Source organism: Microcoleus sp. ARI1-B5 (genome assembly GCF_036705795.1).
GTDB lineage: Bacteria > Cyanobacteriota > Cyanobacteriia > Cyanobacteriales > Microcoleaceae > Microcoleus.
Map to the genome: position 1 here is coordinate 106,718 of NZ_JAUBVK010000018.1, position 14,201 is coordinate 120,918.

The 14,201-nt window shown below is 45.7% G+C and carries 11 protein-coding genes; 5 read left to right on the forward strand and 6 right to left on the reverse strand.

Annotated features, from left to right (window positions below):
* Positions 1 to 88: 88 nt before the first annotated feature.
* Positions 89 to 697, forward strand: coding sequence for a M23 family metallopeptidase (locus QUB63_RS23385; protein ID WP_332947710.1), 609 nt, complete (start codon positions 89 to 91; stop codon positions 695 to 697).
* Positions 698 to 961: 264 nt separating this feature from the next.
* Here the strand turns inward: QUB63_RS23385 and ftsH are convergent, their stop codons facing one another.
* Complete coding sequence (gene ftsH, locus QUB63_RS23390) at positions 962 to 2,899, reverse strand: ATP-dependent zinc metalloprotease FtsH (protein WP_332947711.1); 1,938 nt, start codon at positions 2,897 to 2,899, stop codon at positions 962 to 964.
* Between the two features lie 138 nt (positions 2,900 to 3,037).
* Between ftsH and QUB63_RS23395 the strand changes: the two genes are divergently transcribed.
* Positions 3,038 to 3,346 (forward strand): hypothetical protein, encoded by a 309-nt coding sequence (locus QUB63_RS23395; RefSeq protein WP_332947712.1) that lies wholly within the window; start codon positions 3,038 to 3,040, stop codon positions 3,344 to 3,346.
* On the opposite strand, the gene QUB63_RS23400 is transcribed toward QUB63_RS23395, so the two are convergent.
* Both QUB63_RS23400 and QUB63_RS23405 read right to left on the reverse strand, forming a co-directional pair.
* A complete protein-coding gene (locus QUB63_RS23400; RefSeq protein ID WP_332947713.1) occupies positions 3,311 to 4,834 on the reverse strand; it encodes a phospholipase D-like domain-containing protein in 1,524 nt (507 codons plus the stop codon). The two genes, QUB63_RS23395 and QUB63_RS23400, sit on opposite strands and share 36 nt — an antisense overlap.
* Positions 4,835 to 4,942: 108 nt before the next feature.
* Entirely contained in the window at positions 4,943 to 8,452 is a 3,510-nt protein-coding gene (locus tag QUB63_RS23405) for an AAA domain-containing protein (RefSeq protein ID WP_332947714.1), read from the reverse strand.
* Positions 8,453 to 8,840: 388 nt separating this feature from the next.
* On the opposite strand from QUB63_RS23405, the gene QUB63_RS23410 reads away from it, so the two are divergent.
* Positions 8,841 to 9,386: an NADPH-dependent FMN reductase gene (locus QUB63_RS23410; protein ID WP_332947715.1), complete on the forward strand. Its 546-nt coding sequence runs from the start codon at positions 8,841 to 8,843 to the stop codon at positions 9,384 to 9,386.
* A 227-nt stretch (positions 9,387 to 9,613) separates the two neighbouring features.
* On the opposite strand, the gene QUB63_RS23415 is transcribed toward QUB63_RS23410, so the two are convergent.
* Positions 9,614 to 9,844 carry a hypothetical protein gene (locus QUB63_RS23415; protein WP_006635545.1) on the reverse strand — a complete coding sequence of 77 codons (231 nt, stop codon included), beginning with the start codon at positions 9,842 to 9,844 and terminating at the stop codon, positions 9,614 to 9,616.
* 132 nt (positions 9,845 to 9,976) lie between these two features.
* Here QUB63_RS23415 and psb32 point away from each other — a divergent pair, with 132 nt between their 5' ends.
* Complete coding sequence (psb32, locus tag QUB63_RS23420; RefSeq protein WP_332947716.1) at positions 9,977 to 10,699, forward strand: photosystem II repair protein Psb32; 723 nt, start codon at positions 9,977 to 9,979, stop codon at positions 10,697 to 10,699.
* 60 nt (positions 10,700 to 10,759) lie between these two features.
* Here the strand turns inward: psb32 and QUB63_RS23425 are convergent, their stop codons facing one another.
* Positions 10,760 to 11,143, reverse strand: a complete 384-nt coding sequence (locus QUB63_RS23425; RefSeq protein ID WP_332947717.1) for a DUF4346 domain-containing protein — start codon at positions 11,141 to 11,143, stop codon at positions 10,760 to 10,762.
* A 354-nt stretch (positions 11,144 to 11,497) separates the two neighbouring features.
* Between QUB63_RS23425 and dcm the strand changes: the two genes are divergently transcribed.
* Positions 11,498 to 12,469, forward strand: coding sequence for a DNA (cytosine-5-)-methyltransferase (dcm, locus tag QUB63_RS23430; RefSeq protein ID WP_332947718.1), 972 nt, complete (start codon positions 11,498 to 11,500; stop codon positions 12,467 to 12,469).
* 226 nt (positions 12,470 to 12,695) lie between these two features.
* Here dcm and QUB63_RS23435 read toward each other — a convergent pair whose 3' ends face one another.
* Positions 12,696 to 13,322: a hypothetical protein gene (locus QUB63_RS23435; RefSeq protein ID WP_332947719.1), complete on the reverse strand. Its 627-nt coding sequence runs from the start codon at positions 13,320 to 13,322 to the stop codon at positions 12,696 to 12,698.
* Between the last annotated feature and the right edge of the window lie 879 nt (positions 13,323 to 14,201).

A 14,201-nucleotide genomic window follows, 5' to 3' on the forward strand; every position in this document is an offset into this window, starting at 1 on the left:
AGAGCACGCGAGGCAATCTTGCAGCGAATTGGCACATCAGACAACGCAGATTCGCAAGTACATTAAACTTTCAGGAGTTAAATAAATCGTGCAAGACTCTACAAGCCTCTTAGCAGCAAAACGCTTTTTTCGTCCCAAATCCCTGCTGCTGGTAGCAGCTTCGATCGGCATTGGTTTACTGGGTATGGGATGGAGGCAGGAGTTAGTCCGGGCTCAGCAAGCCTCACCAGGCAAAGTCGCTACGGGTAATTTGTGGCAGGAAGCTTCTTTTCCAGTCGAAAATTTTGAAGCCTACAGTTCCCCCTTCGGCCCCCGCGGCGGGGATTTTCATTACGGTTTGGATATGGCGGCCCCGGAAGGCAGCTATATCCGCAATTGGTGGGGGGGTCAAGTGGTGGAAGTTTGGGAAGATGGCAGGTGCGGTACTGGTATGGTGGTGCGATCGGGAGATTGGGAGCACATCTACTGTCACCTCAGAGGCCGCGTGGAAACCGCTAACGGCGGGCGCTATTATATCGATCGCGAAGGCGGGCTGCAAATTTGGCAAGGTCAAACTGTGCCGGCTGGTGCGAGAATTGCCAGAGTGGGAATGACCGGCCGCACGACCGGCCCTCACCTGCATTGGGGATTGAAGTACGGCGGCCGCTGGGTAGACCCGGCTTTGGTACTCCGGGAAATGTATTCCCAACAGTCTTAATTAGTCATTAGTGATTAGTCATTAGTGATTAGTCATTAGTGATTAGTCATTAGTGATTAGTCATTAGTGATTAGTCCTGCCGTCAAGAGTCCTGCCGTCATTCGTCATTCGTCCTGCCGTCATTAGTCATTAGTAGGAAGAGGGAAGAAGAAGTAGTACGCAATGCCCACCGAACCCTTACCAATTAACAATTGGCAATTACCAATTACCAATTACCAATGACTGCTGACGGCAGGACTAATGACTAATGACGGCAGGACTAATTCACGTTGGCGCCAACTCTTTTTTTGTCAACTCGGCATATCGAGCGACAATTTTGCGGAATTCCTCACCGTCGATCGTTTCTTCATCCAACAGCGCTTCGACCAGTTTGTCTACCAAATGGCGGTTTTCGCGGATAATCCGGCGGGCTTCTTCGTAGCAGTGAACGGCGATTTCCCGGACTTGCCGATCGATCTTAATTGCCATTGCTTCAGAATAATCCGATCGCGAATTCCAGTCCCGGCCCAAAAACACCTCATTGTTGGGACTTTCCAAAGCCACAGGCCCCAAATCCGACATTCCGTAAAGCGTTACCATCTCCCTCGCTAGCTTGCTGACTTCTGTGATATCGCTGCTGGCGCCGAGAGTTACCTCGGCATCGCCGTAAACTTCTGCCTCCGCCGCCCGTCCCCCCAAAGCTACTGTAATCCGGCTTAACAGCCACGCCCGACTCCTCAAACCTTCGCTGTCGATCATTTCGTCGTCGAGCACGTAGTTGGCAAAGCCTGCAATGCCGCCGGAACGGGGAATGATCGTTACTTTTTCTAGCGTGTCGGTATTTTTGAGCATCGTTGAGACGAGGGCGTGTCCGATTTCGTGGTATGCTACAAGCCACTTTTTCTTACTGTCGAGCAGCGGGTTGAGCGTCAGCCCGATCGTGATTCGGTCGATCGCATCGTTAACTTCTAAGTTACCAATCGTGTCTTTGCGCCGTCTCGCGGTGAGAATAGCTGCTTCGTTGAGCAAGTTTGCCAAGTCAGCGCCGGAAAAGCCGGGAGTGCGGCGGGCGATCGTATCTAGGGCAACTTCTGCGTCGAGTTTTTTGTTGCGCGCGTGCACTTGCAAAATCCCCAAACGCCCTTTGTAGCTGGGCAAATCTACCGTTACTTGGCGATCGAACCTGCCTGGCCGCAGCAAGGCAGTATCGAGCACGTCGGGGCGGTTGGTAGCTGCAATCACAATCACGCCGCTGTTACCCTCAAAGCCGTCCATCTCTGTCAGCAACTGATTGAGAGTTTGTTCGCGTTCGTCATTTCCGCCGCCGATACCCGCGCCGCGCTGCCTTCCTACGGCGTCTATTTCATCGATGAAGACGATGCAGGGCGCATTTTCTTTAGCTTTGCGGAACAAGTCGCGGACGCGGGAGGCGCCGACTCCGACGAACATTTCCACAAATTCGGAACCCGAGATGCTGAAGAAGGGGACGGCTGCTTCGCCTGCGATGGCTTTTGCCAACATTGTTTTACCTGTTCCCGGAGGCCCGATTAACAGAACTCCTCTGGGAATTTTGGCGCCGATGGCGTTGAAGCGTTCGGGTTTTTTGAGGAAGGTGACAACTTCTTGCAGTTCTTCTTTAGCTTCTTCGATTCCTGCTACGTCGTCGAACATCACGCCGGTTTTGGCTTCCATTTGGAAACGGGCTCGGGATTTGCCGAAGTTCATGGCATTTCCTTGCGATTGGGTCGATCGGCGCAGGATAGCCATCAGCACTGCCAGCACTGCAAAAATCACTAGCAAGTTTACTACTAAACTGACTGCTGCGGTGTTGTCTGCTGTTTGTTTGACTTCAAAGTCAATCTTTTTGGCGCGGATTTGCGAGTAGAGTTCTCGGTTGTTGTAGTCGAAGAGAGTAACAATTTGCGCCTGATCGCTTTTTTGATCTTTTAGCTTAACTTTGGCAGTTCTTTGGATTTCGTCTATTTCGACTTTACTGACTTGCCCTTTTTCTATGTTGTCGATCAGTTGGCTGTAACTCATGGTGTTGTTTGGCGCGCTGTCGGCAAAAACAGGGGTCGAGAGCAATATTCCTTGAGAAATCACCAAACTCCCCAGGATGCGCCAAAGATTCCGTCCTGGAATTGATTTTTTAGGATTCTGGCTCGATTTGTCTTTGTTTACAGCTAGATGCCCCAGCCATGCGTGTTTCCAAGAATTTTTCATATTGCTGTGCCGCTTGTTGATGACTGCCAAGATTGACCGCTTTTGGTTTGCTACGTTCGTTTATTTTAACAAGATGCCGGGTGTTGAATAGGTTTATCTGTCGATGACATCTCAAGAGGCCGCTCAAGATGCTGGATTTTGAACCATTCGAGTCTGTTTTCCTTGTACATTACAGTTCGCGATCGTACTCTAAAGCTAGGCAGCAAAGGCGACGAGGTGTTGCAAGCTGCGTTGGTTCAAGCTTGCCTGGGGTTGCCACAAGGTGAGAGCGAGTGGATTTTGGAGCGCGAGCTAGCATTTGCTTCTAGCTGCGAGGAAATGGCGCGAGGAGTGCTCTACCACAAAGTGAACAAGCTGCGGGGCGGGGTCTGGAGTTTATTGCCGAGCCAGATGTCCCGGATGCAGCTTGAATTAATTGTCAAACCGCGATCTATAGCTATCGAATAGTTCATCGATTTTATGAGGGTCAGATACAAGCGTCCCCCGCTCATCCCGGAACGTGCGATCGCGATCGCCCTTAAAAGAAAGCCAGTTGAAACTTGTTGTAACAGCAAATTTCGCATCAGATATCAGAATTTTTGCGTGCGTATCCCCAAGGCGCTTGAGGAGAAAATTAGTTTTATACTGATTCCCTAATTTTTGAAGATTTTTTTCAGCTTTAATGTCGGATTCGTACTTTTTATCATCGTTCTCTCCCAAACCGTACCCAATGAAAACTTGTACTCCCCGTTTGAGAAGATTCTCAAACTGTTGAAGAAACCGCTTATCCACAGAACTTGCTCGAATCCAAGGAGAGATAATCATCAGACGTTCTTGGCTATCTTGAAGAGCCTGTTCCAGGAGTGGGCGGTGTTCGTACATCTCTAGCCAACGCATAGGAACCGCTGCTAAGAGAGAATCTAGTTTGACTTGGAGTTTCTCTATTTGTTGTTGTGCCTCTTGAAGTTGTTGCTCAAGAATGAGTTTTTCTTTATTATCTTCAGTTCGTTCGAGGGTGTTTCGAGTGATTTCTATCTGAGCTTGAGCCGCAGAAACTTCTTCTTTAATATCCTCAACTTGTTGTAAAGGAGCTTGAGCAACAAATTCATGTCCTAAAACTTCTTCAGCTAACTTTCGGGGTGCGCTTTCCTTTAAATCCTCTAATATGCGAAGTTTTTTAACGCCATTGGTACGAGCAAAACTTGCTTCATGTTCATTGGAAAGGACATCATCAATCGCAAAGGCTACCTGAACATTATCACTATCTTTTGCCTTATAAATTAGCATCAAAGCAGGTTGAAAAAACCTCTGCCTGCGCTCAAGAGCTTTCAATGCTAAAAGGTCGCGCTCTTGCTTAAAGTTAGCTTTATTTGAGCCTTCTATTTGGCGAATAATTGCGTCCACATCTTTAAGTTTAAGATCGGAGAGTTCTGGTGGCTTTTTGGGAGATGGGTCAATTTCTATAATGTCTTGATTGCGCAAGTCTTTTTGCTTCAGTAAACGATACTCTAATCGTCCGTACCAGCGAGGATATCGTAAAAGCCCATCAAAATTTATATCAAATGTTCGCTCTTCGGGAACAATAATTTTGGCATCGCGGAGTGTTCCTTCACCTTTCTTAGTCAACTTCCAAACTTGCATCAAAGAGCCATCAGGAGCTATGAGGTCTATATCCTCACTAATCCTTAAATTTATCATGGTCTCTCTAATAATAAGCGGTTCGAGACCTAGAAATCCAGCAATATCTGTTTCATAAGATAAACCAGCATTAATAGCTTTCAACACATATTCTTCTATCGGGGGAATCGGTTTACGAAGTTGAGTTAGAGCTTGAACGGTAATTTTATAAACAGGCAAACCGACTTCTTTAAAGCTAACAAGATCGAAGCCTGTACGATTATCGTAGCGACGTAGTTCTTCTGGGGTGAGAGAAGTAGTTGATTCTTCTGAATTCATAAGTTAGGCTCTGTCAACATTGGTTATGTATTCTGTACTGCCGGAGTCCCGCCGGAGGTTAAAACCTCCGGCTAATAGCTCAAGTCCGTTAAAACAAACTAAATATTATTATTCAGTCCGTTTTAACGGACTTTTGCTATTAGCCAGGGAATTTATTCCCTGGCGGGTTGAGGGAGACTCGACTGGCTCCATTAGGGCGCAATTTTCAGGGTGACGTTCAACATAATCCAAAACTCGATGTAATGGGTTATCGCGTGAGGTTCGACAGAAGTAGTGATCTCCCACGATTACTAAGCCAACTTTACCTCTAGATAAAGCCACATTCAGTCGTTCTGCATCGCGCAGAAAACCAACTTTACCTTCTTTGTTAGAACGAGTCACAGAGTACACTGCAATATCAGCTTCGCGTCCTTGGAAAGCATCCACTGTATTACACTCAACTGTTAATGCTTGCCAATTGTTTACTTCTGAATCAAGGTTACGATTAAGTAATTTTAGCTGTGCTGCATACCCAGTCAAAACAGCGACGCTATATTTTTTTTCAGTTTCTACTGCCATCTGATTTAGCTGTTTGAGAAATTGAACAATGACTTGAACTTCACAGGCATTGTTAAAGCTAGAACTAGCGGACTGTTCGCGACAACTAGGAAGTTTCGTTGTTGTCAACCAACAGACTGGTTGCGGTAAAACTTTGGTAAGGTCTTTATCTACATCAGTTCTGGCACTTTTTAGTTGACCCTCGTAAAAGCACTCACTAACAAGATTGCCGATTGGTGCAACCATCCGATGTTGGATTGTCAACATCTTGCAACACCCATCTGGGAGCGTTCTGAGCAGTCGGTCGAACAGGGTTTCTCGGATATCATCCTGAGTGAGTTCGTATTTGTCCAGAAAGTCAGAATCTCTGCTGACTTCATCTCGAAATGGTGGGAGTTGTTTGGGGTCGCCAACCAGTATCCAGCGATGCGATCGCGCAATTGGAACCAACACTTCTGTAGCCGTAGCTTTTGAAGCCTCATCGACAATGCACAGGTCAAATTCTATGTCTTGAATATCTCTAGGAATTCCGATGCAGGTTCCTGCTACTACTTGCGATCGCTTAATTAGAGGAGCATTGAATTTCTCATTTCGACCAAACTGATCGAACCATTCTGCCTGAATGGATATCAGTCGCTGAAGCATCTTTGCATCTGGTGCATTGTGGTCGATTAGCTGATTTATCCGCCCTTCTATCTCCTCAACTGATAGTTTTAATAGCTTATTAATACTAATTTCTGTTAATTCTTTTAACCGCTTGGCTTTTTCTTTCTGTTGCTCTCGCGCTTCTTTTAATTGCTTGCGCACCATGCTAATTTCAGCTTCAATACTCTGACATTCCTCTAGCTTATCCTTGGGGATTTTAGTGGCCAACAATGAATCAGGGTTTTCTGGGTCGTAATTTATTGCTAGTATTTCATCTAAATCCTGCTTCCAGATATTAATCTCTCCTCTGAGAGCTTCAATCTTTGTAACTAGATTCCTCATTTCTTGAAATAGTGTTGCTATTTCACTATCATGCTGAGAGATACCCCGTTGCGCTGACCAATCATTAATAAATTTCTGTCCTTTAGCGATCGCACCCTCTCTCCACTGTTCCATCTGTTCTTCAAGTAAGAGTGAGTGAACATTCTCTGATACCCGTTCATGGTTGCCAAGTCGCACCAATTTCAAGCTAGGATTTTTAGCTTGAATCCTTTCTAGTGCGTTATCCAGTGCTACATGAGTTTGTGAACTGAGCAGAATTCGAGCATCAGGATTAGCTTTAACAGTTTGCAGAACAACTTCTGTTATAAATGTTGTCTTTCCTGTTCCTGGTGGGCCTTGGACAATTAGAAAATCTTCTGTCGAGAGTGCAGCTTTAACAACTTCCTGTTGTGATTCATTGAGAGGTTGAACAAACTGGACATCCACCTCTACTTTAGGAGTACGGACTTCTTGGGGATTGACAAGTAAATGGCGAATATCTAAGCGTACTGCGCGGTCAAATCGAATGGCATCGAGGGCAGTTTTTTGTCGATTTAGGGCAACTTCAGCAGCACGAGTATCAAAGCGTAGCTCACCCGAAGGTGGGAGTCGGTCTGGTTCTCCGTATTTGACATAAAGAACCAATTGGTCACTAATGACTGCTTCAACATCTCCTCCCACTATGCTAAATCCTTTTGAGTTTGTCACATGGCGGGGTTGTCCAGCCATGTCATTTTCTGGAAGTTCTGATAGTTTAAATGTGACGCGGTTTCCCTCACGAGTAAAGCTTGTGTATTTAATTGGTTTCTCTCGGTTTTTTTCCCATTCTGTCTTGGCTCTGAGAATCTCCCCCCAAACTCGGAATAAGCGTTGTTTTTCTTCTTCCGCTCTTGTCTGTCGGAGGTTCGCTTCATGTTCTTCTACTGAAAATTGAAGTTCCCTAATAACTTCCTCGGCTTCCCATCTAACTTGAGGAATACCAAATTTGAATTCGTAGGGTGGAATCCATGCACGTTCTCGATTTTGTTCTAGTATTGCACTCGAAAAATCTTGGGCGTTGATGATAACTAAATGCTCTCTCTCAACGGCAATATGGTATCTATAGGAGAATCCATATATAGAATAATGATTTTCAGAAGAGCCTTCAGCAGCAGGATTGTCTGCACTATTTTTTTTGGTAGAGATTCCGCAACCACTATTCAAATCTTCTAAAATAATCTTTTGAATAGTTGTTTCTTGAGATATATCAAGTATATTGCGAAGGTTTTTCAAAGCTGTGTTAGTAAGTTGCAGGTAACAAGGGCGTTTTTTGGTTGACTGGGTTTGCGATCGCTTTCCTTGAATAGCATTAAGTTCAGCTAGCAGTACCTCTGCATTAGGCTGACGCTCTGCGGGGTCGATGGAAACAGCACGCTCGATTACTTCAAGGATTTCAGGTGGTGCATTAAACGCTTTCAGTGCGTTGGGGATACTATTATGATCTGTGAGTTCAATATTGGTCAGGCACTTCAAAACCAATACACCAAAACTGAAAACATCGCGGGTGTAGGTATAGGAACCATCGTCTGTTTCTGGCGGAGTGAATGTACGGGATACAAACTCTTTGAGAGTAATGCTTGGTTGCAAATAGCTCTTAAGCTTGGATATGCCGAAGTCAGCGAGTTTGAGTTTACCGTCACTTCCAATTAAAATATTGCTAGGCTTGATATCCCGGTGTATTATTCTGCGACTATGGGAAAAAGCCAAAGCCTCCAGCACCGGCCAAGCTACCGCTTTCCAGAATGAATCCCATCCGTCTGGTGGAGATTCTTTCAGAAGTGTTGCCAAATCCTTCTCCATCCACTCCAAGACGAGAAAATAGTTACCCGTAGTTTCATCCTTGCCAAAATCGAGAAGTTCCACGATTCCCGGATGCTTTAACTCTTGAAGGGCTTGGGTTTCACGTCTGAAAGACTCGGCTAGAATATCAGCTTCAATCTGCCCCTGTCTGAATTCTTTGACTGCAACCAGCCGTTCTTCGAGATCGTAGTCTCTTGCGCGGTAGACATCAGCCATGCCGCCCGATCGCGGGTTGGGGGATAGAGCATAGCGATCGTTGATGAAGCGAGGTGGCATAACTTAGCTACCCTAGAAGATTTCTTTTTATTTGTAACACAGATCCCCATTAGGCAGGCTTTTCAGCCGTTATCTGTTGCTTGGATTGCCTTGAACCTGTGGTTTTTTGTCAACTACCAAAGCTTGTTGCAATTGGAAAAAATTCCATAAATTAATCCGAAATTAACTGATTTGGCTATCCGTCTATCCTCTGCCGTTACCTCCTCTAATATCAGCGAGAGGATTTTTGACAGAAACCGGGTTTTTTGCGTCCTCGACTATATGCGTGTATCTGTGTCCGCATCGGTGTCATGCCGCGCTTCACTTGACAGTTGCCGATCGAACTTGCTAGACTAATCATAGTCGTAATGAGTACGCTTTATTCGGGCAGTTATTGTTTTTGAGTTTTATGGTAAAGATTGTCGGCATTGGCGGAAGTTTGCGGGCTGGCTCCTACAGCCAGTTAGCATTGAAGGTAGCAGCAGAGCGGGCGCAGAGCCTGGGCGCGTCCGTAGAAATCTTCGATTTGCGATCGCTCGATCTCCCCTTCTGCGACGGAGAGAATGATTATCAAAGCTACCCCGATGTGGAAAAGCTGCGGAATGCGGTTAAGCAAGCCGACGGCTTGATTTTGGCAACGCCGGAGTACCACGGTAGCGTCAGCGGTGCTCTCAAGAATGCCCTGGATTTGATGAGTTTCGAGCATTTGGACGGGAAAGTTGCAGGTGCGATCAGCGTTTTGGGAGGGCAAGTTAACAGCAACGCGCTTAACGATTTGCGAATTATTTTGAGATGGGTGCACGCTTGGGTAATTCCCGAACAAATTGCGATCGGACAAGCTTGGAAAGCTTTTAGTCCTGACGGTAAATTGTTGGACGAAAAACTGTCTGAAAGGTTCGATGAATTTGCTATGAGTTTAGTAGAAAACACCCAAAAATTGCGAGGAGTTTCTTAGCCGGCGGCTTGATGAAGCCAGTAATCATGGGAAATGGTAATGGGTAATTGGGAATTGGTAGTAACTAACCAATAACCAATAACTAATGACTATTGGTAATGAGTAATTTGTTATTGGTTATTGGTTATTGGCAATTAGTAGTTTGTAGCAACCAACCAATAAGTAATGACTAATGACTAATGACTAATGACTACTGACTACTGACTACTGACTACTGACTACTGACTTCAAAATGGCATATCGATCATGTCTCCGAAAGGATGCGGTACGTCGATCGGCATTCTTCCGGGTTTTGACTCGTACTTGTCAATCCACTTTTTGGCCAATTCCAAAGCTTCCTCCTCAGTTTTGGCATTTTGGACGGCGACGTGGCGGTTGCCGCGGCTATCCCAAACCTCCACGTAGAATACTTTCTGCGATTGAATAATCCAACCTTTATAAGTGTCTGCTGGTTCCATAGTTAAAATCCTAAAATCATCGGGCGGGGAGTTCCCAGGGCGAGCTAATTGTAAATATTGCCCCGTGTAAAATGAATTTTACGGGGGTTTCTATAGTATTTTTGGAAAAAAGTCAGTTTTACGGTTAACCTCATGACTAGACTCCTCAAGCAATTATTTAACTGGAGAAATTATCTCCAACCAGCGGCGGCGGCGATCGCGATCGCCCTGATCGCGTCCCAAATCGCGGTATTGCCGGCATTGGCGACTGGCGTGTACGAAATGCCGGTGTTGTCGGCGGGCGATCGAACTTGGGTGTGGGACAAAGGCGACGTGCTCAGCCGCAGCACCGAAAGCAACATCAGCAGCGTGCTCGACACCCTGGAACAGAAAACAGGGAAAGAAGTCCGGTTTGTCACCATCCACCGCTTAGACTACGGCGAAACGACTGCCACATTCACCGACCAACTGTTTCAACAGTGGTTTCCCGAAAAAGAAGACCAGACCAATCAAATTTTACTCGTTCTCGACACTGTTACCAACAGCGCGGCAATTCGCACCGGGGAAGGGGTGAAGTCCCTGCTAACCGATGAAATTGCCCAAAGTGTAGCTGGGGAAACCGTGCAAGTGCCGCTGCGGGAAGGCAATAAATACAACGAGGCATTTGCCGCCGCCAGTTCCCGGATTGCAACTGTGATGTCCGGCGAACCCGATCCGGGCGCGCCTGAAGTTGTTGACAACATCCAAGTGGAAAGCACCTTTAAAAAAGCTGAAGAAACAGACCAAGGTAATGCCACAGTTATTGTGGTTGTGCTGTTGGTGTTGGCTACAGTGATTCCGATGGTGACTTATTTCTGGTATCAAGGTTTTTCTTAAACAGTTGACCTGGGACAGTTGACCTGGGACAGCGAGGTTTTTAAACAGTTGATGCTTGGACTAATCTTGAACGTATTCTCGATCGTTCAATAATGCAATTTCTGCCCGCACAAATTCCCGTCCCAGATAAGCCGCGTGATCTAACACAGTCACCGGGCTGGGGCGGGTTTCTTCTAGGATTTTAACGCACAGTTCTTTGGCGGTTCTGCCGCTAAAAAGTGTGGACTGGGTGCGTTCAACCTTGCCGCGGGCGGGGATGGGTTTGCCGGTTTCGGGATCGACAGCCAGGCCGCGATCGTCGATGATGTTGGTGAAGTGTTTGGCGCAAATTAGGCTGGTGGCGCGATCGATGTAGATGATGAAGTAGCCGCCGGGATCGAGGTCGAGGTGGCGTTTGGAGAGGTTGTCATCGATGGCGGTGAGGTTTTCCAAGGTTTGACTCATGGTTGGGGAAAGGCAGTAAATAATAGCTGTTGTTTGTTTTGCTATTTCTAGTTTAGTGGGCTGCGGGACAAGTTTGGGAGGTTGGTTGGTTGAATGCGGGGGAATTTTTGGGCGATAGACAATTTCTGCATCTAGCCCGATCGCTCCTATGCTACAGTCGAGCGGTCTGGACGGAGAAATTGGTGAGTGCAGGATTTCTTAAGTTGCGATCGTTTGTAGTTGCCCTCAGACAGGCGCTGCTTGAAATACGAGTACCGCACTCCAAGCTGCCGCTCGCTAAAAATAACTATTATCTCTGATGCAAAATCGGTTATTATTGGATCGATCACTTGTTTGTGTTAAAGCTGAGCTGAAATGAAATTTATAGATTTATTTTCGGGAATAGGAGGTTTCAGACAAGGTTTTGAAAAAATTGGCTTTGAATGCGTTTTTTCCTGCGAAATCAACAGCAAATGCCGAGAAGTGTACGCAGAAAACTTCGGCGAAATTCCTTTTGCAGACATCAGTAAAATCAATGCCACAGATTTAGAAGACTTTGATGTTTTAGTAGCCGGGTTTCCGTGCCAACCTTTTAGCATCTGCGGCAAAAAGCTGGGTTTTGAAGATACTAGAGGCACGCTATTTTTTGATATTTGTAAAATCATCAAAGTAAAACAACCTCAAGTAGTGGTTCTGGAAAATGTCAAGCACTTAATCCATCACGACAAGGGAAATACCTTAAAAGTAATTATTGCCAGCCTTGAAGATTTGGGATACAGCGTGAATTACAAAATGCTGAATGCTAAAGACTTTGGAATTCCTCAACACCGTGAAAGAATATTCATTCTTGCAACTAAAGGTAAAAAATTCAATTTTTCTCGACTTAAAAGCAAGTTTCCGCCCCAACTCAGGGAATTTCTAGACGAGACAGGAGATTTTGAAATATTGGACAAATCCGAGTATACTTTAATTGAGTATCCGAGAAAGCAAGATTCGGGACTTTTGTTTGTAGGTTACAGAAATAAAGGTACTTGGAAAACTGGCGTGAGGCCGAATACAGAACATTTATCGAGAGTTCACAGACAGCCCAATCGCATTTATTCGGTAGATGGAGTGCATCCGACAATTCCTTCGCAAGAAACATCGGGCAGGTTTTTTATCTACTTTCCCGAGCAAGATATGGTGAGAAAGTTGACGCTGAAGGAATGTTACCGTCTTATGGGTTTTCCTGAAGATTTTAAAAGTTATCCAAGTGCGGGGGAAAGTTACAAGCAAATTGGGAATTCGGTTTGTGTACCGGTGGTGGAGGCGATCGCGCAAGGAATATTAAGTCAAAATTTATTGTGAAATGAGCCCAATCAACCACAAAGAAAAACTGAAGAATATATACAGCTTGTCCTTTTAAACGGAACTTCTCCCCGCGTCCGCCCTCCAACCTTTTTGAAAAAGTCGGAGAGCTAAGCCAGAAAAGCTTTAACACAAGACCTCTTGCAAAAATAATTAGGAGGGGCTCTGGTGCCCATCAATTGATGAAAAGGATTTTTGCAAGAGGTCTATAGAACACGACCCCGCCTTACAAACTACCTTCGTTCACGTCAGTGTATTGATAGTTGTAGAACTCTGTTCCGGTTGCCTCGTTGATGATTACCACCCGTCCAGCACCGCGATCGTACATGACCCGAACCCGTCCATCGGAACCACTAAATTTATTGCCCGATGTGCGCGTCAAAACACCGGAGAAGTTGAACTCTCCTTCTGTAATCCGCACCGCAATCTGGTTGGCATTGCGGGTAGTCATTTCCGTGACAGGAGTCCCCGATGGTTGGCTGGGTGAAGGTTGACTGGGCTCCTTAGAGGAAGCGGTATCCCAGTAGACGTAGATCGATTCATTGGCGAGTCGATAAATTTGCCCCTTGTCGCCCAGTCCAGACTGCCGATAGGCGGCACGACCAGTTTGGTCGCGATAATTGCCTGGTTCATTGCCCACAGGGGTTAGGTAATAGTGGCTACCATTTTCCAGTTCGATGCTAACGGCACCCTGCCGTTGCGAAAAGGTACAGGAAGCGGAAGACGTGGCGCGATCTTCTCCTTTTGGATACACATCGCAGCGGGCCTTCACCGTGTCTGCTTTGGCACTAATGGTAATACCGAAAGAGGCGATCGCCACTGCCACTGCTAAAAGCGAATTTGCAAGCTTCATTCCAAGAAAATCTCCTAATTATTCTAATTATTAAGGGGGAACAACGAATCAGGATAGGCGAATCGATCGCACTTACCTTCCATCGTTTTTTTCACAACATCAAGCATAGGTTCAGGACCACCGATAGCCAGAGAAGCTTGACAAAATCGAAGTTTACCGACACGGAGTTGGCTTAATGCGATGAAATGCGATCGGGAGTAAGCGGATTAAACAAGAGGTATCATAATCCAAGGTAATGATACCAAATCCGGGTTAGCTATATCTCTGACCCACACCTCAACAGCCTTCTGTCGCACTGATTCCGCCTACATTAAGGCTCAAACTCTGATTCACTTTGAGAATATTTATCTGTCATACCTTTTTCAACCACTCTAGCCAATAAACTAAGGTTGCTGCTGAAGTAATATCTTTCGAGCCATATTCCTCATTCTTCTGATGGTAAATGTAAGCTTTCTCATCAGCATTATGCGGGCAGAACAAGCGTACTCTCCGATCGGCATTTACATTTTGCCAAGCAAGTCTGATACTACCTTGATCGTCTGTACCAGTGGATGCTTTAGGAAAATTATCACCCAAAATATCATAGGTTTATACAATCAATTTCATCGCTGTTCTGAAAGAATACTCAGTCGGTCTCAAAATCCCGTACTCATCCTCTTGCTCTAAATCTAAAAGTTCTAGCAGACGTTCGACAGTGATGCAGAAATTCGATCAACCGCTGTTGCTACTGCTATCAGTAGTTTGTTCCTTTGCTAGAGTCATAAGATTAAATTCATTAAGCCGATCGCCAGTTTCATTTTAACACAGCCTCATCCTGTGAAATTTGCACTCAAAACTCCGATTGTTGACTGTCGATCGATATTTGCAATGACACAGCAG